Genomic DNA, 25,138 nt, shown 5'->3' on the forward strand with positions numbered 1-25,138 from the left:
ATTATTTTCATTTTCTTTATAATTCCTTTCAGTTTACTTGCAAATTCATGTTATACTATAGCATTCAAGCAGTTTATTTTTACTTAAAGCAATCATAGTCATTTATAAAGAGTATTTTCTAAATCATTGACTATTATCAAATAAGATTTTTATATAACGGAGTGATCATATGAGTAAAACGAAAGCAAAACCGAAAAAAGGTGTAGGACAAGGTACAGGAAGTAAAGGATGGAACCGTTGGCAATCAAGTGCAAAGAAAAAGGCAGCTGCCAAACCATACAAAAGTAAAGGTACAAAGAAGTAATTTAAATAACATTTGATTTCTTTACTTTGTACAAAACAAAATATAATTATTACAACAAAAAAGCTATGCCCTCATAAATTTGAAGGCATAGCTTTTTTATATTAAATCATTAAAATATCTCGAATTTCTTCCTCTGTGATTGAGGACAATTTCTCTTCTCCCGGCTCAATCACTTCAGCGATTAAATTTTTCTTACTTTCTTGCAGTTCATGCATTTTCTCCTCAATTGTTCCCTGAGCTACTAGCTTTATAACTTGCACTGTATTTTTTTGTCCCATTCGATACGCCCTATCGGCCGCTTGTTGTTCAACAGCTGGATTCCACCATAAATCATATAATATTACTGTATCTGCACCAGTTAAATTAAGTCCGGTACCACCAGCTTTTAAAGAAATGAGAAATAGATCTCCTTCTCCTTCGTTAAACCGATCGCACAGCTCTACACGATCCTGCGCTGGTGTACTCCCGTCTAAATAAAAGTATGGAATTGCTTGTCGATTTAACTCACGACCAATAATGGAAAGCATCTTCGTAAATTGAGAAAAAATTAATATTCTCTTCCCTGTACTTCTACATTCCTCTAAAATCTCTAACAGTTGTTCAAATTTAGCTGAACTTCCTTTGTAATCATCAACAAATAAAGCGGGATGACAACAAATTTGTCGCAATCTCGTTAAACCAGCTAAAATTCTAATTTTATTTTTACGTAACGTGTCTTTGTCTAAATGCTTTAACGTTTCTTCCCTTAACTTCGCTAAATAAGCAGCATAGAGACTCTTTTGATCGGGTAATAACTCCGATGATTGTAAGTGCTCTATTTTCTCTGGCAACTCATTTAATACGTCCCCTTTTAATCGTCTTAATACGAATGGTTTCACTCGCTTCGCTATATCTTCACGCCTTAAATCACCGAACTCTTTTCTTCCTGGTAATAATTCCGGGAAGACGACATGGAAGATAGACCATAGCTCTTCTAATGAATTTTCTACAGGTGTACCAGTTAGTCCGAAACGGTATTCAGCTTGAATTGTTTTCACAGCTCTTGCCGTTTGCGTTGTAGGGTTTTTAAACGCCTGTGCTTCATCAAGAAATAGTGTATGAAATGGTCTTGCATATAATCTTATATCTCTTCTCAGTAATGGATATGACGTGATTACGACATCAAATCCCGTTATATCTTTCAAAATTTTCCGGCGCTCTGCTTGGTTTCCATCTGCAATAACTGCTCTAATATGCGGGGCGAATTTTTTCAATTCACTAAACCAATTATAAACAAGAGATGATGGTGAAACGACTAATATTGGCAGTTTCTTTTCTCGAATCTCAGTCAAAACAGAATCTATAAAAGCAATGCTTTGCAACGTTTTTCCAAGTCCCATATCATCTGCTAAAATACCGCCAAAACGGTAATGAGCAAGTGTTTTCATCCATTCGAACCCATATACTTGATACTTTCTCATTTCTGCATTTAAAGTATTTGGCACAGCAAACTTTAATTTTTTCGGGTTTTGAATGTTTTCTACTAACTCTTGAACAGAATCATCCAAACTTAAAACATTGCCTTCATGAAGTCCGTTCATCCATTTTACACTTCGAATAAGCGGAACATTTACCTCTTCTCCATGTAAAAATTCTTTCCGAATACCTGATTCTTTTATAAACTGATTAATTTCATTAAACTCTTTACTCTCTAGCGATAAAAACGAACCATTCGCCAATCGATAATATTTACGTTTCTCTTCAAGGGCCGCTAATACACCTTTAATTTCTGCTTCTGGTATTCCTTTTATATCAAAACGAAATGACAACCAATCAATTCTTTCTTTTCTTCTCACTCTAATAAGAGGAACTGCATCCCCTTTACTAATTCGCAATTTGATTGCTGTTGTCGCATAAATATCAACTAAACCTTTTAATGTTGGCACGACGTGATATAAAAAGTTATACTCAGCTTCTTCATTATGCATAAAGTAACCGCCTTCTGTTTTTGCAAAAGCACTTTCACTCATAATGTCTAAAATCTCTTTTTCTTTTTTCTCATCACGATTAAAAACAGACGGCTGTCCATCCTCTTCTAGCGGATTAATCATGACGTTCCCATAGTGAAATTCAAGACCTGCTAATAAGCGATTTTTCACGCGGTCTAAATACAATTTCGCTTTTAGCGAAGGTGTTTCAACACGATCCGATATTACTTCATCAATGTGTACAGTTCCGAGCTTCATTAATCCTGGTACAACTTTCGCGACGAAATGTTCCATCTTACTTTCTGGAATATAAAACTGATTACTATTTGAGCGACTCATCATCTTTTGTAATTCAATAAGTCGCATACAATCTTCAATGTGTAAGTGATATAATTTCCCATCGTAAAGTGCATTGTTATACATATCCATAACTTGTACACGATTTAAACCATCTATATGAAGTGTAAATCCGCCATTATTTCCCTTCGTAAATTCAAAGTGTAACGGCAACAAACCTTTTGAAACTTGTAATCCCTGAAACAGTTGTTCATTTTGTTTCAGCTGTACATATTCAGCTTTAGAAAGTGAAAAGAGCATATCTTTCCATGAAGCTGGTGGTATAAATATCATACTTTCATCTTGTTTCGCATGTACTTCTAGCGTATCTTCATACATTTTTTCGTTATGATACATTTTAATGAGCTGCTGAATAATTGCATCCGTTTCTTGTTTAAAACTATGTACATCTGGTGTATATGTAAATTCATTTGAACAATGAAAAGACTCTCTTTTCTCCACCTTAGAAAGAAATTCTCTAATATGATTTATGAAATACACTTTGGCAAGTTTCAATTGAATCCCAAGAAGAGCCCCACCACTTCTCGTAGCAACTGGTGTACATATAAACTCAATATCTAATATTTCACGTGTATCAAAACGGTGTTGTTTACTTTTTGGCCTCAGTGGTTTGTCTGCAAACAGCTGAAACATACCACTTGTCAATTGATCATTTCTGCTACTAGTGGAGCTCATTCCACCTGTTTGTTGATTATAGTTTATTTGTATTAATACTGCTGCAACATGTTGACAGTACGTTTGAAAAGACGCTAATGAAGGACAACTACATTTTGCAACAACATCACCCTTTTTGGCTTTTGCTACTGTAACATGGAAATCCTCGTTCCCTTTTACTGTCGCCTCACAAATTTCTTTATTTTCATCGTAATGATCTATTATCACTTTATTTGATTTATAATAGGCTTCACCTCTTTTATATGAGGTCTCTCCGCACACTTCTTTAATAATCAATTTATTCAATGTGAAACTCATCGCTTTGACACTTCCTTAATATAAAACCATTTTCTCTTACTTAACATTTTACATGCTCCACGAGAAAATATAAAATGTTGATTTAACAAAAGAAGATGCTTATTTATAAGCATCTTCTTCACTCTATCTCCATCAACCTCTTCGCCTCAAAATACAACACTTGAATAAACTTCTTCGTATTAATTCGCGTATGACCAGAAGATGCGAGTTCATCTTTCGTCATTTCTGTCATCCGTTTTCTAACTACGGTAAAATCGAAAAATTTTGGAGCATAGCTTTCAAATTTTGGATTTGAAAAGTCTGTTAATCCTAAAGAAGCCAAATGATTTAACGACTGATAAATAGCTCGACGTACTCTTTGTTCAGACGCTTTTTTCTCTTTATCAATATCCGCCTCTAAAGCTAGATCCCCTAATTTCCTTATCGTAATATGATGAAAAATTTCTTTTAACGCAGGAAAGCCAAACTCAAATGTCTGTGCCTTTTCTTGACCATATAAATATTCCAGCATACTAAGTAAATCTTTACTTCCATTCTCTCCGGCAATACCGAGTTCTGATAGTAAAAAGCGCCCTAAATCCCCTATCTTTTTTCCTTCTTGCACTGGTTCAGTACGCAATTGCGGCTTTTCCCACTGAAACACGTTATTCAATGATTTTTGAATATCATGTATAGAACGCTCCAATCTAATACGCTCCATCACTTTGCGTACAACAGATACAACTTCGATTTTGTTTAATGGTTTTGTAATATAATATTCTACACCAAGTGTATATGCCTCACCTATAAGCTGCTTCGATTCCACTTGAGAAATCATAATGATTTTCCCCGTGAAAGTTGACGCAATGTGACGAACTGTTTCAATTCCGTCCCTCATCGGCATCAACAAATCAATAAATAAAATATCTACTTTTTTAAAATTTAGTTGATCCGCTTCAATAAAAGCTCCGTCATCCGCCTCACCAATTACTTCTCCAAGATCTCCATCTTCAATAATTTGCGAAAGCATCGAACGGAAAACTTCATCATCGTCTACGATATAATAAAACAAATCTATTCCCCTTCCTGCTTTAAACTATCCTCTGGTAAACAAACGATAAACTTACATCCTCTTTTATTTTCTCGGTCTTCTAATTTCACTTCTCCGCCTAGCTCTGTTACCATTTCATTTATGTAAGAAAGCCCAATACCAGTTGACGGTGTTCCCGTTTGATCATACTTGGAAGTAAATCCTGGCTTAAATACTAATTTCTTATACTTTTGTGTAATACCAGGCCCATCGTCAATTACTTCAAAAAATATATGCTGATTTCTTTTATATAGCTTAATAATAACGAAACCTTTATCTTCAATTGCTTCAACTGCATTTGCAACTAAGTTATTAAAAATTGATAGCACTGTATACACGTGGTATGCAGCATGCTCACCTTCTATATGTTTAGAAAAACGTATATCCTTTTCTAGCATTTCAGCATACTTCTCGTTTATTCTAACAATCATCTCTGCTAACTCATGTCCTTCTACATATTCAGCCACATTTTTATCTAATAACAGTTTAGATAATCCTGCAAATATCCTTTGATTATCCTTTTTTATTTCATGCACTTCCCCCGCTATTTTCAATGCTGTTTTACTACTTGAATCAGCGCTTACTTGTAAATTTCGATATAGTTGATATGCTTCTTGTGTAATTAACTCCGCATTTTGTAACGTCTTTTTCAAATGAACAGATTCCACATATAAATTAGAAAGATGCATTAACATATTTTCATTTTCTTTTCGAACTTGCGATTCTTTTAATTTCGTTTCATATAAATTCATCATATTTAAAAAACCAAGTGCAAAGAAACTACGAAAAATAGCAATAATAATAAGTTTATTCACTTCAGAAATCGTTATTGTTGTACCTAGTACTAACATGTGATAAAACGCAAGTTCTGACATACTTGCAACAATTTCAATTGAAATTCCAAGGCATCCAATAATGATTGGTTTCTGATGGAACTTATTTACCCTACAAAGCGAAAAAAAACTGCCATAAATAAAATAATAGAAGAACACAGGATAACGCAAATAAAATGATTCTGTCATATGAAATGAACCTTGCATGATCCAGTCAAGACATACTCGGAATAAGACTACAGATATACCAACAAGAATACCTGCAACTCCTGCTGGTACTCTTCTTAAAAATAATAATAAAAAGAAGAATAGCGGTGTACCGAAGCTAACTCGAAACGTATCATTAAAGGGATGAAAGTTCAGCTCCCCAGCAATCGGAACAACGACCATTAATATAATTAAAAGGGACATATCTTTCTTCCATAATTGATTCCAATTCAAAGGTGACACTTCCTATACTTTTTTTCAGTAGTAAAAGTGAAAGCCCGCTTATTGTTATAAACGGGCTTTTTTTCTATATTCTAACCTTTTCTACCGCTTTTATTTGGCGATACTCTGGCTTCCACATTGCTTCTTGCACTGCCATCTTGATATCGTTATCACTTAAGTTCACTCTTGCAACACCTTCTGCAACTGCAACTTTCGCTACTTCAATTGCAACCATTTCTGAGATATTACGTAATTCTTCGACCTCTGGTAAAATAGGTGCTCCTGGCTGACTTGTATCTACCATACTTGCAACTGCTTCAGCAGCCGCTGCGAACATTCCATCCGTCATGACGCTTGCTCGTACTACAATTGTTCCAAGACCAAGCCCTGGGAAAATAAGTGCATTATTTGATTGTCCAATCACATACGTTACACCGTTATATGTAACTGGTTCAAATGGACTTCCTGTTGCAACTAACGCTCTTCCTTCTGTCCACTCGATTAAATCTGCTGGTTTTGCTTCAGCAAGTGGCGTTGGATTCGACATTGGTAAAATGATTGGTCTTTCTACGTGAGAAGCCATTTCTTTAATAATCTCTTCTTTAAATGCACCTGCAACAGTAGATGTACCAATTAAAATTGTCGGTTTTACATGTTTCACAACTTCAGCAAGTCCGATCACATCATTTTCTTTCCACTCACTTACTTCTGCTTCTTTTCTTGCGTACGGAATTTGGAAATCAAGAAGATCTTCCATATTATCTGTAACTAACCCGTTACGATCAATACACCAGAAACGCTTATATGATTCTTCTTCAGATACGCCTACGCGGACCATCGCATCTCTAACTTGATCTGCGATACCGATTCCAGCCGTACCAGCACCAAATACAACAACGCGGTGTTCACTTAGCGGTACACCAGAAGCTTTCACTGCCGATAATACTGCCGCAAGTGAAACTGCACCTGTACCTTGAATATCATCATTAAACGTACAAACGTCATGACGGTATTTATCTAAAATTTTTCGTGCGTTACGAGAGCTAAAGTCTTCCCAATGTAAAAGTGCTTTCGGGAATTGTTTGTTTACCGCTTGTACAAACGTATCAATAAATTCATCGTAAGCTTCACCTGTTATACGAGGGTGACGATTTCCAATATAAAATGGATTGTTTAATAGCTCCTCACGGTTTGTACCTACATCTAAAATTACCGGTAATACACGACTAGGATCGATTCCAACTGCAGCAGTGTAAACAGCTAATTTTCCGATTGCGATGTTAATACCACCAACGCCCCAGTCACCAATTCCTAATATGCCTTCTCCATCTGTTACAACGACTAAATCAATGTTCTCAGCTGTTGCACCGATATTCGTGAATGCTTCTTCGATACCTGATGGATCGTTAATTGATAAATAAACACCACGTGGTTTACGATATTCATGACTATATCTTTGAATTGCTACACCGACAGTTGGTGTATATACAATCGGTAACATTTCACGTAAATGATCTGTTAATATACGATAAAATAATACTTCATTTCGATCATGTAACGCAGTTAAGTATACATTCTTTAATAAATCATCCGGCTGAGAACTAAATTGTTCGTATGCTCGGCGTGCCTGTTCTTCTAACGTTAAAACCGCTGGCGGTAATAACCCTTTTAAACCTAACTCTTCTCTTTCATTTTGTGTGAAAGCTACCCCTTTATTTAAAAGTGGTGTTGATAATACTTCTGCTCCTCTTAATGTTGTTTCTAATGCACCATTAGAAGCTACTGTAAACTTGCTCATAACATCCCTACCTCTATTCATATATAGCATTTCTATATTGTAAACAAAAAAGAGGGGATTGTCCCCCTCTTCTTTTAATTTTTCTTTAAAAGAGTTGCTCCTGCAATCCCTGGGTGTGTCATCTCGAATGGATCTAGAATTAACTCTAAGTCTTCTTGTGACAATACACCATTTTTCACACAAAGTTCTCGAACGGATTGGCCTGTTGCAATTGCTTCTTTCGCAACGCGAGCTGCTGCTTCATAACCGATATGAGGGTTCACGGCTGTAATAATTCCTACACTTTTCTCAACATACTCTTTTAAGCGATCTTCATTCGCTTCAATTCCTTTTAAGCAATTATCTGTAAAGGCACGGAAACCGTTATTCATAATGCTAATCGATTGCAGTAAGTTGAAAACAAGTACTGGTTCCATCACGTTTAATTCTAATTGTCCTGCTTCTGAAGCAAGGCAAATTGTATGATCATTACCTATTACTTGGAACGCAATTTGATTAATAACTTCTGGCATAACAGGGTTTACTTTCCCTGGCATAATAGAAGAACCTGGTTGACGAGCTGGTAACATAATTTCCGCTAAACCAACACGTGGACCTGATGCCATTAAGCGAAGGTCATTTGCAATTTTAGACATATTCATCATACATACTTTAAGCGCTGCAGATACTTCAGTATAAGCATCCGTATTTTGTGTCGCATCTACTAAATCTTCTGCACCAACAAGCGGTAATTCACTAATTGCAGCTAAATGTTTTACAACTGCTTCAATATATTCTGGGTCTGCATTTAAGCCTGTACCAACTGCAGTTGCCCCCATATTTACTTCATATAAATGTTGACGCGATTGTTGAATTCGTTTCATATCACGTTCAAGTACGCGAGAGTATGCTTTAAATTCTTGTCCAAGACGGATTGGCACCGCATCTTGTAAATGTGTACGACCCATTTTAATAACATGGTCAAACTGTTCTGCTTTTAATTCAAATACATCATGCATATAACCCATCGTTTGTAATAAGCCTTCTAATGCATTTAATGTTGCGATATGAATCGCCGTTGGGAATGCATCATTTGTTGATTGGGCCATATTTACATGACTATTTGGACTAATATAATGATAGTCTCCCTTTTCCATTCCTAATAATTCAAGCGCACGATTGGCAATGACTTCATTTGCATTCATGTTCATTGAAGTACCTGCTCCGCCCTGAATTGGATCTACGATGAAATGATCATGCCATTTTCCATCAAGAATTTCTTGAGCAGCTTCTGCGATCACACCGCCCTTGTTTAATTCCAATCTTCCTACATCTGTATTCGCAAGCGCTGCTGCTTTTTTTACAATTGCGAACGCTTTAATTAAACCTTCATGGATTTTGTATCCTGTAATTGGGAAGTTTTCAACTGCACGCATTGTTTGTACGCCGTAGTATGCATAGTTTGGTACTTCTTTTTCACCTAAAAAATCTTTTTCAATTCGAACACCATTTTTAACTTCAGTTAATGTTGCCATGATTATTCACTCCTTAACGATTTCTTATGCTGCTTTTGTTTCTTTGACTGTTTCTACATATTGTTTTGCTTTCTCATTATCGAATTCGCCTTCCCACTTCGACATAACAATGGCCGCTAATGCATTTCCTAATACATTGACAGATGAGCGAATCATATCTAAAATGCGGTCAATTCCCGCAATTAATGCGATACCTTCTAGTGGTAACCCCATTGAACCTAACGTTGCTAATACAACAACGAACGATGCACCTGGAACTCCCGCCATGCCTTTGGATGTTAACATGAGAACGAATAATAACGTTATTTGCTCCGTTAGTGACATGTGCACACCGTACATTTGTGCAACAAACAATGCCGCTAACGCTTGATAAATAGCCGATCCAGTCAAGTTAAATGTATAACCTGTCGGAATTACGAAAGAGGCAACTGCCTTTGGACAACCGAACTCTTCCATTTTTCTCATTATATTAGGTAAAACAGCTTCTGAACTTGCTGTTGTAAACGAAAGAATCAGTTCTTCTTTTAAAATTTTCATTAATGTAAAAATGTTTACTCCAACCATTCGTGCATTAATACCTAATACAATCACAACGAATAGTATAACAGTTACGTATACAGCTAGCACTAGTTTTCCTAACGGAAGTAATGTTGCTACACCAAATTTTGCAACCGTAACGGCAATTAATGCGAATACACCAAATGGTGCAAATTTCATAACTTGATTTGTAACCCAAAACATGGCTTCGAGTACGCCTTCAAAGAAGTTAAAGACTGGCTTTCCTTTTTCTCCAATTGCCGCAACTCCTAAACCGAATAATACTGAGAAGAATATAATCGGTAATAGGTCACCTTGTGCAATCGATTCAAATACGTTTTTCGGTACAATGTGAACAATTGTCTCAGCAAAACCTTTCTTCTCTGTTGCATCTGCAGTTTGTTTATAAGAAGAAATATCACTTTGCTGTAAATTACTCATATCAACGCCAGTACCTGGTTGGAATATATTCGCTGCAAGTAATCCCATTAAAATAGCAATCGTCGTAATAATTTCGAAATAAAGAATTGTCTTACCACCCAGTTTCCCAAGCTTCTTCATATCTCCTACACCAGCTACTGCAACAATTAATGCTGAAATAACAATTGGTACTACAATCATCTTAATTAAGTGAATAAATATATCCCCAATTGGTGTGATATAAGAAATCGCCGTTTTATTGCCATAAAAGACTGCCCCTACTACAATCCCTAAAACAAGCGCGACAAAAATTTGTGTTGCCAATCCGAATTTTTTCATTTATGTTCATCCCCTTCATGCGAACGCTTTCAATTTGAATTTATAAAAGCTACTCACACATCTTATAAGCGAACCTACAAAATCATACAAAAACCTACAAGTTCGTCACAAAAAATTCAAATATTTTTCTTCTTTTTTTCATTGACACCATTTTGTTAAAAAACGATAAAATAAACTTGATAAGTAATCAGATTGTTTCGTATAATCAAAAAGATATATACTTAAAACAAATCAAAATGAAAAGGAGTGGATGTTATGAAAAACTATACAAAGCAATTCGTCCTATCTTCTTCTTTTCTTTTTCATTTTCTTAAAAAGGAACAAAGGCATTCGCCTTTGTTCCTTTTTTATTGCGATCTATATAGGGGGAATTGTTATGAGACCATATAAACGTGTCTTAATTAAATTAAGCGGCGGTGCACTTGCCGATCAAACTGGAAATAGCTTTAACTCCAAACGATTAGAACATATCGCAAACGAAATTTTATCCATTGTTGATTTAGGTATCGAAGTATCCATCGTCATCGGTGGCGGTAACATTTTTAGGGGGCATCTAGCTGAAGAATGGGGAATCGATCGCGTAGAAGCTGATAATATCGGTACGTTAGGTACAATCATTAACAGCTTAATGCTTCGCGGTGTTTTAACAAGTAAAACAAATAGAGAAGTACGCGTTATGACTTCCATTCCATTTAATGCAGTAGCTGAACCATACATTCGCTTGCGTGCAGTCCACCATTTAGATAACGGTTATATCGTTATCTTTGGAGGCGGAAACGGGCAACCGTTCGTGACGACAGATTATCCAAGTGTACAAAGAGCCATTGAAATGAATAGTGATGCCATATTAGTCGCAAAACAGGGTGTCGATGGCGTTTTTACAAGTGATCCGAAGCATAACAAATCAGCAAAAATGTACAGCAAACTAAACTATAATGATGTCGTTAGACAAAATATACAAGTTATGGATCAAGCGGCATTACTGCTTGCCCGGGACTACAATTTACCAGCACATGTCTTTAACTTTGATGAGCCTGGAGTCATGAAAAAAATATGTTTAGGCGAACATGTGGGGACGTTGATTAATGATGATGTTACGATGTTGGTGCATGAAAAATAATGATTTCCCACCAAAAAAGGGTGTCTTTTGTAGGCACCCTTTCCTAATTCATCATCACAAATAGAAGTCAACCAATCCCGCCACTTTCTCCTTACAACGCTCCCAAAAAGATAACTTTTCAAAAAACTCTTTCGTCATTTCTTTCGAATCATGAAAATCCTCTGTTAACGCCTTATTAACTTGTCCTACAATAGGACCACCATAAATATAAAAATTCATTTCATCATTTATATTGAAGCTACGCGAAGTAAAGTTTGTTGTACCAATAACGGTTAATTCATTATCAATAAGCATTAATTTGCCATGGAACATTCCTTTTTTATACCCATATACAGTAATCCCATTATTAACAGCTTGACTTATGTATGGATACGCCGCTTCTTTTATAAGAGGTAGATCTGGTTTATATGACCAAAGTATTTTTACTGTAACACCACGCTTTTGTGCTGCGATTAAAGCATTCATGGACTCTTTATTTTTTGCTATAAAATACGGCGTTGCAATTACAATGGAGTGCTGAGCTTGTTTTATGAGCTCTATATATTTTTCAGCAACGTAATGCCCATTGTAACTAGTCATAGTATGTAATGTATTCCCTTTACTAGCTTTATTCGTACTTCTCTTTATCTCTTCTTTCGTATCTCGTTTCCAGTCTAAAGCGAATTGCTGTTCTAAATCTTTTGCTCCTTCTCCTTTAAGTCGTACATGATAATCACGCCAATATCCAAATCGCTTATCTTTCCCTAAGTACTCATCTCCTATATTAAATCCGCCTGTATAGCCAATCTCCCCATCAATCGTCGTAATACGGCGATGATTACGATGGTGAAGTGAATAAAATCCGAATGGCAATGTAGGTTTTCTACTATATGTAAAATGTACACCACTTTTCCGCAATTCATTTATCACCTTTCTTTCAAATGATAAATCATTAATGCGATCAACTGATAAATAGACGTTTACTCCTTCTTTTGCCTTCTCTTTTAATAAGTTTAAAAAAGTATGACTACTTTTATCATCCGACAAAATGAAGAAATAAGTGTAGATGGAGCTTTTCGCTTCTCTTATATCAGTAAATAATTGTTTATAAAAAGACTTCCCTTCTACATATAATTGAAAGTCACTATAATGAGGCGCATACTCTGTCGGCATGTTTTTCCCGGCTTCCATTTTCCTACCTAAGGTAACATCGATATGCATCCAAATTAAAATAAAAACGAAAATAGCAATAATAATAGAAGTAACTCTTAATATTTTTTTAATCATTTTGGTTTCCTTCCAATCATATTCCTTACTATTTCGTAGTGTTTCATTTAAATATGTTTTCATACGAAATGTATTTCTTATTTTTATTGATACTAAACAGTTAAAGGAGATACGAATATGAGAAAAGGGAAAACTCCTATTGTTTTTATCCCAGGTCTTTTCGGTTCAATGAGCAATATTATTATTCCCGGCACTGGTAATTGGAGTTTTGGACTTTCTGCATTTGTTTACGAACCATTCATCATGATGCTAGAAAGTATGGGGTACGAACGAAATAAAGATTTGTTCATCTGTTTTTATGACTGGCGGCAGCGTATTGTTTTTTCTACACAAAAATATTTATTACAAACGATTGCTTATGCTAAAAAGATTACAGGTTGCGATAAACTAAATCTAATTTGTCATAGTATGGGCGGCCTTCTTGGACGTTCTTACGTTCAAAGTGCAACATATAAAAATGATGTAAATCAGCTTATAATACTCTGCACACCAAACGCTGGATCTTCACCAAATTATAGTTATTGGACTGGAGGTACTCTCCCTATCCATGCCTCTTCTAAAATAAATATCGTTCATTTTTATGTGGAACAATATATTTGTTACTTAAGCATCTTACATAAAATGAATAAAGTTGAGGCGATACACATTTACTTTCCAGGATTACAAGATGTTATTCCTTGTAAAGATTACGGAAATTATTTATTTATAAGATCCGGCTCTTCTATTACATTTCTTCCTTATAGTAAGATGAAAACGAAAAACCCTTTCCTCGATACATTAAATGAAAATAGATTTATTATACAAAAAAGAAATATTGAAACGACACTCATTGCCGGAGATGGAGAGGAAACAATTCAATATTTACAAGTCGTCCCTTCACATTCCAAACTGAAATGGACAGACGGCAAAGTCGTCGGTGATTTACTTACAAAACATGGTGACGGTAACGCTGTTCTACATAGCGTTTTTCTTCTAGAGGGAAATAAATATGTTTTGCATGCTTCACATAACGAAGTGCTCTACAAAAGCATTCCTATACTACAAAAGATACTCTAAATTTCAAAAAAAGGTATGGCATTAAGCCACACCTTTTCACATTAAACAAAATTCCTCGCATCATTATTTCTTCCAAACTTATAAATAGCAATTAAGAAGAATGCAATTGCGAAAGCGAATAAAATTAAAATGTTTAAATACAACTCCGAGAATGGTATTCCTTGTTGTAGTTTCGATACTGTGTCTAACAACCAGCGCTGTGGAAGAAAATTAGCTACTTTTTGTACTGCACTTGGCATAATGTCATATGGGAAATAACAACCCGCTAGTAAGCATGTTGGTACAATGACCATGTTTTGCATCGCATTTGCCGATGCTGAGTTTTTCGAAAAAGCTACAAGGACTAATGATATTCCAATTGCGATTAATGCAAATAGCATTAGTACGCCCATCATCACTATGAAAGGCATATTGATATTCGTATGAAAAACATTCGTTAGGAATAGGATTGTAATCAAAATTTGTACTGTTAGTATTATCATATTTACCCCGACATTAGATAATATGAACTTCTTCCCATCTATCGGCGTTGATAATAGTCTAAAGTACGTTCTATTCTCTTTTTCTTTTAAAATATGACCTGATAAGTTCGCTGCTGAAAACAGCATAAACATAATAAGGTAACCCATCGTTTGATTTGTCATATCTTTATTTTTCGAAGTATCTTCTAGCGTCTCAGTTTTCATTTTAAATGAACTTTTTTGATACCCTGCGTACATATTGTCGAATGTACTTTGATCTGTTCCTGCTACTTTACTAATAGCTGCTATATTATCAATATAATTATATAAATATGATTTTATAAATCCTGTTACTTGATCACCTTTAATCGATGAAATTTCAATATGCTCTGGTTTCCCTTCTCGAACACTTTTTGAAAAACCAGAATCTAATGTAATAACTCCATCAAGTTTTTTGGAAGTGAGTTTATCTTCTACTTCAGACTCCTTAACCTTACTCACATTCACATGATTTAATCCTTCTAAAAACTTTATCGTATCATTTGCTATTGGCTCATTTTCTTTATTTACAATCCCGATATTTAACGTTCCTTGCCCTGCATTTCCGTATATCGAAAAGGAAATGAGCGTCCCTATTATGGGCAAGCTAATTATAATGAGTAAACTTTTTTTATTTTTCAAAAGCACAGATAACGTTTTTTGTATGAGCCATAAAATATCCTTCATGCTATAGCCCCTCCCGTCTACGTAATGCAATAATTGCAATTAATAAAAAGAGTGCTGAAATTCCAATGTTTAAAGAAATGACTGGTAGTGCTGCCCCTACATCATTTGCATAAATAATTTTCATAACAGCTGTATTTGCCCAAGTTAATGGCGATAAATTCGTAACGAAATTTTCTTCTACTACGAAATATGCACCTCCAAAAATAGAAGCTAATTGCACAACAACCATAATAATTGCCCTAGACGCTTCAGCTGTTTTCGTGATATATCCGATTCCTAAACCGAAGCTAATTGCTAGAAAGACTTGTGTTAATAAAATAAGAAATATGATTCCAAGATGGTCGCCCCAATTCGCTTGAAAAACAAATTTACTAAATAACATGACGAGTAATATGCACAGGGCATTTGCTACTAGGCTACCAAGTACTTTTCCAATGAATATTTCAGCTTTACTTATAGGTGCAGCAATGAGACGATCTCCTGTTTTACGTATTCGTTCTCCTCGAATTAAAGAACTCGCTCCCATCGCAGCATATAGTGCAATCATCGTTGTCATTACAACCGCATAGTAATCCATAGAACCTGGTTTTTTCGCAGCTTGTAAAGATGTTTCTTTTATATAATCATTATGATTTCCGTTTGAAATAACCGTACTAACCTTAGTAGGATCTACTTTTGCAACTTCGACCGCTACATTGTACTTATCAACAAATGTTGTAAGCATTCCTTCCACAATACTTCCCTCAATACTACTTTTGTCACTCCCATAAAATTTTGCACCATCTTTATTTAACTCTACATAAGCGGCATATTTATTTTGCTTCACTTCTTCTTTCCCATCTATACTGCCGGAAGCTTTTTTAAAATGAATACCTGATTTATCCACTTCTTTCGTAAATGCTTCAAATGATTGAGAAAACGTGCTACTCGCTTCATCTTTATATAGCACTTGTATATCTTTAATCGAATGACTATCACTATTAAATGCGTTGGTTAACGCTGTTCCTAACACAAGCATAAGCACAATCGGAAATGCTAACATAAAAACTAAAGTTCTTACGTCTCTGAAATCTCTTTTAATATGCATAATTGCAATATTGAAGATGTTCAATTGATGAACCTCCCTTTACCTTTTCTTCATTTACTTTTTATTTATCTCGTAAGTTTCTTCCTGTCAATGTAAGGAATACTGTTTCTAAGTTGGGAGCCTGCTCCTCTAATGAACGAATTTCAATATCATGATTGATACAGTGTTGAATGATTTTATTTAAATTATTTAATCCCGCATCAGAATTCACTTTAATTACGTTTTCTTCAATTTGAACTGCTTTCACACCGTTTATCTCTTTTAATTTTTCTACATCTAAATTCTCTACCGATTTCACTTCAATCCAAATATCTTTCGTGTCAGTAATAATCGATTTTAATTGTTCTTTCGTACCTTCTGCAATCACTTTACCGTGATCTACAATCGCTATTTTCGTACAAATCTCTTCTACCTCTTCCATGTAATGACTCGTATAAATAATAGTGCTTCCCATTTCATTTAACTTCCGGACAGACTGAAGAATATAGTTTCTTGACTGTGGATCAATTCCAACTGTCGGCTCATCCATAATAATTAACTTCGGTCTATGTGCAATTGCACAAGCAATATTCAATCTTCTTTTCATCCCGCCAGAAAAGTTCTTCGGATAGCTTTTCTGTTTATCACTAAGTCCTACAAATTGAAGAGCTTCCTCTACCCTAGCTTTTAATTCGGCCCCTCTTAATCCGTACAATCCAGCAAAGAACTTCACATTTTCATAAGCAGTTAACTCTTCATAAATCGCAATATCTTGCGGAACAATACCAATATTCATCTTTGCAAATCGATTATGTTTCTTTATATTTTTTCCTAGTATGCTAATTTCACCTTCATTACTTCTTAACAAACCAGCAATCATATTTATCGTTGTACTCTTACCAGCACCATTTGATCCTAAAAAGCCAAATATTTCTCCTTCTTTAATAGATAAAGACATATTATCAACTGCGATGAAATCACCAAATTTTTTCGTTAAATTTTTAATTTCTAATGTATTCATCATTTCACCCCTATTTCGGTTTCTCTGCTGTTATTATAAACAAAAAGAATGAACCTGCTCAGTGCAGAAATTCATTCTTTTCACATGAGAATATTCACTTTTTTCATATGAGATGGTTCATCTTCATCCCATTCTCTTATATCGGAAACAACATTGTCACTGAAAAACCACTTGTTCCATCTACAATAATTTTTCCGTTTACTGATGCTGTTCGCTCCTCCATCCCCATAATACCGAGACCTTTCTTAACAAAAGCTGCGCCTTTCCCGTTATCCTTCACTTGCACCTTAACCATCTTGTTAAGCACATGAATATCTATAGAAATAACTGTCGCATCAGCATATTTCATTGCATTTGTTAGTGCTTCTGTAACATTCTCACCGATAATTTTCCACTGAATGGGAGAAATCATATCTAAGTTCCCTTTGTATACAAAAGGAATATTCACATCATTCTTACCGGCAAATTCCTCTATGAATAATTTCATACGATGAATACCAATTTGCTCAGTTGGTGGCTTCATATTTTTTAATGTAATGCGAATACTTTCAATTCCATCTTTTGAAATGTGAATTGCATTTTGTAATAACTCCGCAGATTTTTCTTTATCTATTTCCATTAATCTTTTTGCTGCTTCCATTTGAATAAGTGCACCCGTCATCGAGTGACCAATTTTATCATGAATTTCTTGCGATAACCGATTTCTCTCTTCTAGCTTAAATGTGTATTCAGATTGTCTTATGTACTCTTTATTTTCATGTAAGCTTTTCGTAAGTCGTTGCATATCTTTTCGCATCTTATCATTTTGTGATTCAAGCTTTACTACACGCGATATATATCGATCTGCCATAGTTAAAACGAGAAAAGAAAATGCAACAATTAATCCATAAGTCATTCGAATACTTTCATCTGCAATCGTAATTGGGAGCATCATAACGACAAAGCGTGGCCAATTCTTTTCTATGTAATGGAATGTAATTTCGTATAAGTTCAAAGGTAAAAACAAAATAAAAAATGGATGAACCCTCCATGTAAATAACATAACTATGCCAATGGACATACAGATTAATATTTTTTTATACATATCTTTTTTAAATATAGAAATCATTACGTTTACAGAGAGGTAAATAAGTAATGTAAATATAACCCATGGTAAATTTGCTACATTTGCGTAAATATAACTAAACACAATATATAAAAAGACAATTAATTTACTTACAGTTAACCAAAACTCCATATCATTAATCTACTTTCCCTGTTAAGTAATAAATCGCAATTTGTGTGCGATGTTCAAGTCCAGTTTTCCCTAAAACTGACGTAATATAATTTGCAATTGTTCCCTCAGATATAAAAAGCTGTTTCGAAATTTCTTTATTTGAGAAACCTTTTGCAATTAATGCGATAATACTAAGCTCCCTTTCTGTGAAAAGGCTCTTATCAATTTTACATTCTTCCTCCTTACTTTCCATTAAATTAGACTTAATTTTATCGAGGACAACATCTTGCATAACAGTTTGACCGTTATATACTCCTTTTATCGCATCACGAATACGCTCCGGATCGTTATTTTTTAATAAATAACCTTTCGCTCCGTTTTTTACTGCATCCAAAATATACTCATCATCATCAAACGTCGTTAAAATAAGCGGTTTTGTTTTCGTCTCTTCACAAATGAACTTCGTCGCCTCTACACCGTTCATATTTGGCATACGAACATCTAAAAGAGCAATATCAACTTCATGATTTTTACAATATGCTACAGCTTCTTCTCCATCATTTACAGTATCTACCACTTCGAACTCTTCGTATGTATTTAAAATAATTTTCATGCCTTCTCTAATAAAAGAGTTATCATCCGCTATTAATATTTTAATTTTCATGTTTGTTAGTATGGCCCTTCCCCTACTAACATTCACATCCTTTCTTCCCGTAACATTTCCTACTTGCTCATTATATACTTCTCTTTACCATTTTTTCACACCTTTTTTCATCTAGCTCTCCTGCAAAAAATATATTATTCTTTTTTTACAATATGTGTAGGGTGACTTATCATTCTTTACGTCTATATAATAGAATGCGTCAAAAAGGAGGGAGAGACCGATTGAGGAAAAACAATTAATTGAAAAAGCAAAGCAAGGAAGCGAGCATGCTTTTCGTATCCTTGTACAAACATATCGTCATTATATTTTTCAAATTATCTTTTCTATTTTAAGACATGAAGAAGATGCGAAAGATGTTACACAAGAAGTATTCGTAAAAATTCACACCTCTCTCCCAAATTATCAATTTCGCGGATTAAAAACGTGGATGGCACGTATTGCCACCAATCACGCTATTGATTATAAGAGAAAGAAAGCTAGAGAAAACGAAGAACTCTCCTTATGTAAAGAAACAGAGGAAAATATAAAATCCTCTCATAACATTGAAGCTTTACTATTGACGAAAGAGCAAAAATTACTCATTGCTCAAAAACTGAGAGAACTTCCCGAAAATTACCGTGACGTCGTTCTCGCACATTACTTAGAAGAAAAAAGTTATCAAGAAATTGCTTTACAGGAAAACATCGAAGTAAAAACAGTCGAAATGAAACTGTATCGAGCACGAAAATGGATTAAAAAACATTGGAAGGAGGAAGAGTTTCTATGATGCATTATTCAAAAGAAGATTGGCGCAATTATACATTAGATTTTATAGAAAGTAATGAACGTGAATCTATGGAAGAACATCTTTATGAATGTGATCATTGTTTAGCACTTTATATGGAAAGTATTGATGAACAACATGAAAACCTTCCAATGATAAATGATGATTCATTTACGAACGAAGTTATGACGCAAATTAATTTTGAAACACTACAGTCTAATGAAAATATAAAAACAACCTCACTAAAGCGCACGATCATTCATTACATAATTGCGACTGCGGCTACAATTATTTTTATGGTAAGTGGTTTATTTCAGTATATTTTTACAGCGACATCAAATTTAGAGAAATCTTCAAAACATAACGAGTCTTCTATTTCACAACAAATTGTAAACAAATCGGTAGACACATCGAAAAAGGACGGAGGTTCAAAGCATGAATAAAAATCCCTTTTTAGCACTTGTATTAGGGCTAATTCCTGGGCTTGGACATTTATACTTAAAAAAGCTAGGACGGTTTATTTTATATAGCGGGGGATCACTATTTCTATTCTCCTTTGCAGTATTTTGTACCATAGTAGTAAGAGAACGTGATATTGCTTTTCTTTCTCTATTTTTACTAGCTGTTCTATGGGCAATTAACTTACTAGATTTAGTTATCACCATTATAAAACAAACGAAAAAACAAGAAGCTGGAGAAGTGATAAATTCCTCTAAAGAGAGCGAACGATTTTATATCATTCTCTTATCCATCATCCCTGGACTTGGCCACTTCCAATTAGGACTTATGCAACGCGGACTTACATTTTTAGTAGCTTGCACAGGAATCGGAAGTATGATCATTTTCGTTGCACTTTTAACATCGCAAGAAAGTTTTCTTATCTTCCTTATTACGTTACCTGTTTTATGGATTTATAATTTCTTTGACGTTGTTCAGCAACTACAGAAAAAAGAACGTGGCGAGCAATTAATTGACCGTACTATTTTCGAAGATTTTGAAGAACATCGAGAGCAGGGAAAGAAAAGTAAAACATTTGCTTCTATTTTAGCGATGTTCCCTGGAGCAGGTCATATGTATTTAGGCTTACAACGCCGTGGTCTTCAGCTTATGGCGGCCTTCTTACTATCTATTTATTTACTCGACTTATTAAGACTTTCTGCGTTTTTATTTTTAGTACCAATCATTTGGTTCTATAGCTTTTTTGATGCGTTACAGCAAACAACAAAATACGGAAAAGAACGAGTTCAAGACGAACCCATTATCGATTATTTTATAAATCATCAAAGATGGATCGGTATCGGATTAATTACACTCGGTGGTTATTATTTATTAAATCAAACAGTCCTTCCTATTTTGAATGATTATTTTGCAACTATATTTAATATTCATCTTAGTGAACTATATTATCGCTATTTCCAAACATCTATCGTTGCGCTCCTTTTAATTGGCGGCGGCTTTAAATTGTTACTTGGAAATAAAGAAAACAAAGGTGGGACAAGCGAATGAGGACTTGGCGTGTTGGAACATTCTCAATGGGGCTTTCTATTATATCGTTAGGATGCTTTTTACTATTTTCAGTCGTAAAAGGAATTCAAGTATTAGATACACTAACTGCATGGTGGCCAGTTTTACTCATCATACTTGGAGCCGAAGTTTTACTATACCTTCTATTTTCTAAGACGGAACAATCATTTATTAAATATGATATTTTTAGTATTTTCTTTATCGGCGTTTTAGGAAGCGTCGGAATTGCTTTTTACTGTTTATTATCAACTGGATTACTAGAAGAAGTTCGTCACTCTATTAACACAACGAGGCAAACGAGTAATATTCCAGACGGACAATTTGATATACCTGAATCTATCAAAAAAATCGTAGTAGATGCAGGACATCAGCCTCTAACGATAGAGGGAAATAATACAAATCAAATTCATCTTTTGGGAACTTATGAAATGACAACGAAAGCAAATGAAAAACTCAATTTAAAACGAGATGATTTCCTTTCAGTTCAAACGGCTGGAGAAACGATGTATATCACTTTAAAATCTTTACCTGTTCAGCATACATTATTTAATTCAGCACCACAGGTGAAACCAACGCTTGTTCTTCCGCAAAATAAAAATGTGGAAATCCGTGCTTCAAATAACGAACTATCTCTTTATCCAGGTCAATTACAAAATAATTGGTTTGTACAGGAAAGCTCAAGAGTGTCTGTCCATCTTGCAAAAGAAAGTGATGTATCTTTAACAGCAGTAACGAATCAAAAAGAAACCCATGGAAGTACACCTTGGGAACAAGTAGAAGATTTAACGAAAAACGAAAATACTTCTTCAGAAGAACATCCAGAATTAAACAACCAAGAACATTGGTATAAAAATTCGATTAAAACTGGAGATGGGACGTACAAGTTAAATATTGAGAAAGCTTATAATTTGAATATGAGTGTTCTCGAAAAATAAAAAACCTTCCGCAATTGCGGAAGGTTTTTCTCATATAATCGCTTTAATTCCTTCTAACACTAATCCAATCATAAATCCGCAAACAGCCCCGTTTACTCGAATCCACTGTAAATCTTTACCGACGTTATTTTCAATCATTTCGATTAACGTCTTATCATCTAACTTATCAAGGTTTTCTTGTACAAGCTTACCAATTTTCGAATGGTTCTTCTCAACAAGACTTACAACTTGTTTTTGTAACCAATCTTCTATTTTTTGAACTGTCTGTTCATCTTCTTTTATTTTATTCATTTGTTTTTGTAAAAATGGAATAACATATTTATCAGCAAATTCTTCATTATTTACAAAAGCAACTGCTCTTTGCTGTACTTGCTCTAGCATCTCTTTTATTTTGTCAGTAGCATTCCAATTGGCAATCCATTTTTCTTTCCAATTTTCTAATTCTTGTAGTAACGCTTCATTTTCTTTTACATTTATAATTTCTTGACGAATTTTCGCTAATATAAGTTGTCTCGTGCTATTATCTGCATCTTGTAAGCTGTTAATATTGCTAATAATAAACTTCTGCAAAATGCCGCCAATTTTATCTTCATCTACAATATTCATAAACGATTTCAATGTAAACTGTAAGAATCCATCTACTTTTATATTTTCCATCGCCTTCATACCTAAACTTCCAAGCTGGTAGCGTGCTTCATCTTGCGCTGTCCAATCTTTCACTTTTACTAAAATGTAATCAAGTGTCTTCTCATCATATTCTTGCACAACTAATTGATCAACAAGCACTTGTAAGATGTTACTTGTATTAATTGTATGTAAATACGTCTTTAATTCTTTTTCAATAATAACCGCTAATTTTTCTGTATCGATTGAAACAATCGCCTTCTCAGCAATCGTTACAATGCCTTTTTTCACAGCATCAGACTGTATTTCTCTCTCTGCAATTTGTAGCACCATTTGTGCTAGCTGCATTTCTTTTACTTTATTCGTAATACTTTCTTTCGTTAGCCACTCATTTTCTAACGTATTGATGAGCCCTTTCGTTACTCGTTTACGGTTTTTAGGTAACAAAGCTGTATGCGGAATTGGAATTCCCATCGGGTGACGGAATAATGCTGTAACTGCGAACCAATCTGCAAGCCCGCCAACTAACCCAGCTTCAAATCCCCCTTGTATAATCTCTCCAGCTATCGTTCCTTGAAAAGGGATAGAAGCCGCAAAGCCTACACCCATAACCCCAAGCGAAATACCCGCTATATATTTAGTCTGTAATGACATCGTATACACATCCTCTTATTATGTAAAATAAAGCTTTTTGTTGTATTTATTCAATATTAGTTATCCTTTATATATACTATAAAGAACTATTGTGAAAATAACAAAGATTTTTATGTACATGAAAAAATGAGGCTACAACTAGCCTCATTTTCCTTATACCGTTAATTCCAAACCTTTCCTATAATATTCATTCATTACATCTTTTGGAACCATACTTCCACCCGTTCCCCACACAATATGAGTACCTTTTTTCACCTTCTCTGTTAACTGTTGCTTTTGTAAATACTCATCTTCTTTACATACTTTCACTGGCCCTATCATACCTGCTAGTGCAGAAGGCTCTAAATAAATATTCTCCGTATCAGCTAGTTCTTTTAACAATCTATATAACTCTTCATCGCTTACTGTGTAATTCCCACTCAAAAATGGTTCCATCGTTTTCCCGACAAATCCAGACGGTCTTCCTACCGCTAGTCCGTCCGCGTCTGTTACATTATCAATTCCGATATCTTGAACGGCAATTTTGTCATGAAGGCCTGTCATTAAGCCGAGTAACATACATGGAGAGTGCGTAGGCTCTGCAAAGAAACAATGAACATTGTCTTTATACAATAACTTTAAACCGAATGCTACTCCACCCGGTCCTCCTCCTACTCCGCACGGAAGGTAAACAAATAAAGGATGGTCTTTATCTACTACAACCTCTAACTCTTCTAATTGCTTTTGTAATCGTGATGCTGCTACTGCGTATCCTAAAAATAAATCATGTGAGTTTTCATCGTCTACAAAATAACAGCTAGGATCCGCATCCGCTTGTCTTCTTCCTTCTTCTACTGCTTTACTATAATCATCTTCATATTCAATAACGTTTACACCTTTACTTCTTAATAAATCTTTCTTCCATTCTTTTGCGTCTGCTGACATATGAACAGTTACATTAAAACCTAGATTCGCACTCATAATCCCTATGCTAAGTCCTAAATTTCCTGTTGAACCGACTGCAATTGAATATTTGGCAAAAAACTCTCTACATGTATCACTATCTAAAATGGAATAATCATCTTCTTCTGTTAACATACCATGCTGCAAAGCTAATTGTTCAGCATATTTTAGCACTTCATAAATGCCACCCCTAGCTTTAATTGATCCTGATATTGGAAGATGACTATCACATTTTAATAATAATTCTCCTGAAATAGGTTGCTTGTAAGTTGTCTCTAAAGCTTCTTTCATAGAAGATATTTTCACTAAAGGTGATTCGATTATGCCGTTCGTCCCTTTCGTTTCAGGAAAAACTTTCGCAATATATGGTGCAAAACGCTTTAATCTCTCTTCCGCATCTTTTACATTCTCTTCATTAAGTGGTGAATCTTTTATTGCCCTTTCATACTTTTCTATGTGTGGGTTTATCCAAAATACTTCTTCTGTTGCAATAAGTTTATTCACTAATGGGTATTCTGCTTGTAATGCCCCTATTTCTTTCATTTTGTTTCCTCCTTATAT

General features: G+C 34.8%; 21 protein-coding genes. 7 read left to right on the forward strand and 14 right to left on the reverse strand.

From position 1 onward, the window contains the following. Window positions 1-169: 169 nt before the first annotated feature. Window positions 170-304 (forward strand): DUF3934 domain-containing protein, encoded by a 135-nt coding sequence (locus tag HMAS_RS15425; RefSeq protein WP_000047588.1) that lies wholly within the window; start codon window positions 170-172, stop codon window positions 302-304. Window positions 305-405: 101 nt separating this feature from the next. Here the strand turns inward: HMAS_RS15425 and HMAS_RS15430 are convergent, their stop codons facing one another. The 6 genes from HMAS_RS15430 to HMAS_RS15455 all read right to left on the reverse strand — a co-directional run bounded on the left by HMAS_RS15430 (window position 406) and on the right by HMAS_RS15455 (window position 10,539). After that, the gene (locus tag HMAS_RS15430) at window positions 406-3,600 is read right to left on the reverse strand and encodes a DEAD/DEAH box helicase (RefSeq protein WP_044306966.1); all 3,195 of its coding nucleotides are present in this window, start codon (window positions 3,598-3,600) and stop codon (window positions 406-408) included. A gap of 118 nt (window positions 3,601-3,718) precedes the next feature. Then, on the reverse strand, window positions 3,719-4,651 hold the full coding sequence (locus HMAS_RS15435; RefSeq protein WP_000500302.1) for a response regulator: 933 nt from the start codon (window positions 4,649-4,651) through the stop codon (window positions 3,719-3,721). Between the two features lie 2 nt (window positions 4,652-4,653). Continuing rightward, on the reverse strand, window positions 4,654-5,952 hold the full coding sequence (locus tag HMAS_RS15440; RefSeq protein ID WP_002023846.1) for a sensor histidine kinase: 1,299 nt from the start codon (window positions 5,950-5,952) through the stop codon (window positions 4,654-4,656). Window positions 5,953-6,016: 64 nt separating this feature from the next. Beyond that, a complete protein-coding gene (gene malS, locus HMAS_RS15445; protein ID WP_002023847.1) occupies window positions 6,017-7,729 on the reverse strand; it encodes an oxaloacetate-decarboxylating malate dehydrogenase in 1,713 nt (570 codons plus the stop codon). 74 nt (window positions 7,730-7,803) lie between these two features. Beyond that, window positions 7,804-9,243, reverse strand: a complete 1,440-nt coding sequence (aspA, locus tag HMAS_RS15450) for an aspartate ammonia-lyase (RefSeq protein WP_016122264.1) — start codon at window positions 9,241-9,243, stop codon at window positions 7,804-7,806. A 24-nt stretch (window positions 9,244-9,267) separates the two neighbouring features. Beyond that, on the reverse strand, window positions 9,268-10,539 hold the full coding sequence (locus tag HMAS_RS15455; RefSeq protein ID WP_000713293.1) for a cation:dicarboxylate symporter family transporter: 1,272 nt from the start codon (window positions 10,537-10,539) through the stop codon (window positions 9,268-9,270). Window positions 10,540-10,915: 376 nt separating this feature from the next. Here HMAS_RS15455 and pyrH point away from each other — a divergent pair, with 376 nt between their 5' ends. Beyond that, entirely contained in the window at window positions 10,916-11,659 is a 744-nt protein-coding gene (gene pyrH / locus HMAS_RS15460; RefSeq protein ID WP_001248059.1) for a UMP kinase, read from the forward strand. 54 nt (window positions 11,660-11,713) lie between these two features. On the opposite strand, the gene cls is transcribed toward pyrH, so the two are convergent. Then, window positions 11,714-12,925: a cardiolipin synthase gene (gene cls, locus HMAS_RS15465; protein ID WP_116344912.1), complete on the reverse strand. Its 1,212-nt coding sequence runs from the start codon at window positions 12,923-12,925 to the stop codon at window positions 11,714-11,716. A gap of 117 nt (window positions 12,926-13,042) precedes the next feature. Here cls and HMAS_RS15470 point away from each other — a divergent pair, with 117 nt between their 5' ends. Beyond that, window positions 13,043-13,981, forward strand: a complete 939-nt coding sequence (locus HMAS_RS15470) for an esterase/lipase family protein (protein WP_001225397.1) — start codon at window positions 13,043-13,045, stop codon at window positions 13,979-13,981. A 41-nt stretch (window positions 13,982-14,022) separates the two neighbouring features. On the opposite strand, the gene HMAS_RS15475 is transcribed toward HMAS_RS15470, so the two are convergent. From HMAS_RS15475 to HMAS_RS15495, 5 genes are all read right to left on the reverse strand, one after another. Beyond that, window positions 14,023-15,168 carry an ABC transporter permease gene (locus tag HMAS_RS15475; protein ID WP_000651881.1) on the reverse strand — a complete coding sequence of 382 codons (1,146 nt, stop codon included), beginning with the start codon at window positions 15,166-15,168 and terminating at the stop codon, window positions 14,023-14,025. Window position 15,169: 1 nt separating this feature from the next. Then, complete coding sequence (locus HMAS_RS15480) at window positions 15,170-16,279, reverse strand: ABC transporter permease (RefSeq protein ID WP_001020156.1); 1,110 nt, start codon at window positions 16,277-16,279, stop codon at window positions 15,170-15,172. A gap of 37 nt (window positions 16,280-16,316) precedes the next feature. Further along, window positions 16,317-17,255, reverse strand: coding sequence for an ABC transporter ATP-binding protein (locus HMAS_RS15485; protein WP_001093823.1), 939 nt, complete (start codon window positions 17,253-17,255; stop codon window positions 16,317-16,319). A gap of 136 nt (window positions 17,256-17,391) precedes the next feature. Further along, a complete protein-coding gene (locus HMAS_RS15490; protein WP_000397683.1) occupies window positions 17,392-18,492 on the reverse strand; it encodes a sensor histidine kinase in 1,101 nt (366 codons plus the stop codon). Window positions 18,493-18,496: 4 nt separating this feature from the next. Further along, window positions 18,497-19,135, reverse strand: a complete 639-nt coding sequence (locus tag HMAS_RS15495; protein ID WP_098272863.1) for a response regulator transcription factor — start codon at window positions 19,133-19,135, stop codon at window positions 18,497-18,499. A 277-nt stretch (window positions 19,136-19,412) separates the two neighbouring features. Here HMAS_RS15495 and HMAS_RS15505 point away from each other — a divergent pair, with 277 nt between their 5' ends. Genes HMAS_RS15505 through exsE form a run of 4 tightly spaced genes read left to right on the forward strand, consistent with a single transcriptional unit; the run spans window position 19,413 to window position 22,357 of the window. Continuing rightward, complete coding sequence (locus HMAS_RS15505; RefSeq protein ID WP_098272862.1) at window positions 19,413-19,901, forward strand: RNA polymerase sigma factor; 489 nt, start codon at window positions 19,413-19,415, stop codon at window positions 19,899-19,901. Next, window positions 19,898-20,341, forward strand: a complete 444-nt coding sequence (locus HMAS_RS15510) for a hypothetical protein (protein ID WP_000972351.1) — start codon at window positions 19,898-19,900, stop codon at window positions 20,339-20,341. Before HMAS_RS15505 ends, HMAS_RS15510 begins: the two co-directional genes overlap by 4 nt. Then, window positions 20,334-21,404, forward strand: a complete 1,071-nt coding sequence (locus HMAS_RS15515; protein ID WP_098272861.1) for a hypothetical protein — start codon at window positions 20,334-20,336, stop codon at window positions 21,402-21,404. Before HMAS_RS15510 ends, HMAS_RS15515 begins: the two co-directional genes overlap by 8 nt. Next, window positions 21,401-22,357 carry an exosporium protein ExsE gene (gene exsE / locus HMAS_RS15520; protein WP_098272860.1) on the forward strand — a complete coding sequence of 319 codons (957 nt, stop codon included), beginning with the start codon at window positions 21,401-21,403 and terminating at the stop codon, window positions 22,355-22,357. The genes HMAS_RS15515 and exsE overlap by 4 nt, the downstream gene beginning before the upstream one ends. Before the next feature lie 30 nt (window positions 22,358-22,387). Here the strand turns inward: exsE and HMAS_RS15525 are convergent, their stop codons facing one another. Next, window positions 22,388-23,635, reverse strand: coding sequence for a DUF445 domain-containing protein (locus HMAS_RS15525; protein WP_000058294.1), 1,248 nt, complete (start codon window positions 23,633-23,635; stop codon window positions 22,388-22,390). Window positions 23,636-23,788: 153 nt separating this feature from the next. After that, entirely contained in the window at window positions 23,789-25,120 is a 1,332-nt protein-coding gene (locus tag HMAS_RS15530) for a D-serine ammonia-lyase (RefSeq protein ID WP_098272859.1), read from the reverse strand. Window positions 25,121-25,138: the final 18 nt, after the last annotated feature.

This window comes from Bacillus sp. HMA207 (genome assembly GCF_003402455.1).
Taxonomy (GTDB): domain Bacteria; phylum Bacillota; class Bacilli; order Bacillales; family Bacillaceae_G; genus Bacillus_A; species Bacillus_A cereus.

Bases quoted from the DNA above. Each gene is read 5' to 3' on its own strand.
- HMAS_RS15510 (WP_000972351.1), top strand. From the start codon at position 19,898: ATGATGCATTATTCAAAAGAAGATTGGCGCAATTATACATTAGATTTT.
- HMAS_RS15490 (WP_000397683.1), bottom strand. From the start codon at position 18,492: ATGGAGTTTTGGTTAACTGTAAGTAAATTAATTGTCTTTTTATATATT.
- aspA (WP_016122264.1), bottom strand. From the start codon at position 9,243: ATGGCAACATTAACTGAAGTTAAAAATGGTGTTCGAATTGAAAAAGAT.
- HMAS_RS15495 (WP_098272863.1), bottom strand. From the start codon at position 19,135: ATGAAAATTAAAATATTAATAGCGGATGATAACTCTTTTATTAGAGAA.
- malS (WP_002023847.1), bottom strand. From the start codon at position 7,729: ATGAGCAAGTTTACAGTAGCTTCTAATGGTGCATTAGAAACAACATTA.
- HMAS_RS15525 (WP_000058294.1), bottom strand. From the start codon at position 23,635: ATGTCATTACAGACTAAATATATAGCGGGTATTTCGCTTGGGGTTATG.
- HMAS_RS15470 (WP_001225397.1), top strand. From the start codon at position 13,043: ATGAGAAAAGGGAAAACTCCTATTGTTTTTATCCCAGGTCTTTTCGGT.
- HMAS_RS15430 (WP_044306966.1), bottom strand. From the start codon at position 3,600: ATGAGTTTCACATTGAATAAATTGATTATTAAAGAAGTGTGCGGAGAG.
- HMAS_RS15485 (WP_001093823.1), bottom strand. From the start codon at position 17,255: ATGAATACATTAGAAATTAAAAATTTAACGAAAAAATTTGGTGATTTC.
- HMAS_RS15475 (WP_000651881.1), bottom strand. From the start codon at position 15,168: ATGAAGGATATTTTATGGCTCATACAAAAAACGTTATCTGTGCTTTTG.
- exsE (WP_098272860.1), top strand. From the start codon at position 21,401: ATGAGGACTTGGCGTGTTGGAACATTCTCAATGGGGCTTTCTATTATA.
- HMAS_RS15530 (WP_098272859.1), bottom strand. From the start codon at position 25,120: ATGAAAGAAATAGGGGCATTACAAGCAGAATACCCATTAGTGAATAAA.
- HMAS_RS15455 (WP_000713293.1), bottom strand. From the start codon at position 10,539: ATGAAAAAATTCGGATTGGCAACACAAATTTTTGTCGCGCTTGTTTTA.
- HMAS_RS15515 (WP_098272861.1), top strand. From the start codon at position 20,334: ATGAATAAAAATCCCTTTTTAGCACTTGTATTAGGGCTAATTCCTGGG.
- pyrH (WP_001248059.1), top strand. From the start codon at position 10,916: ATGAGACCATATAAACGTGTCTTAATTAAATTAAGCGGCGGTGCACTT.
- cls (WP_116344912.1), bottom strand. From the start codon at position 12,925: ATGATTAAAAAAATATTAAGAGTTACTTCTATTATTATTGCTATTTTC.
- HMAS_RS15425 (WP_000047588.1), top strand. From the start codon at position 170: ATGAGTAAAACGAAAGCAAAACCGAAAAAAGGTGTAGGACAAGGTACA.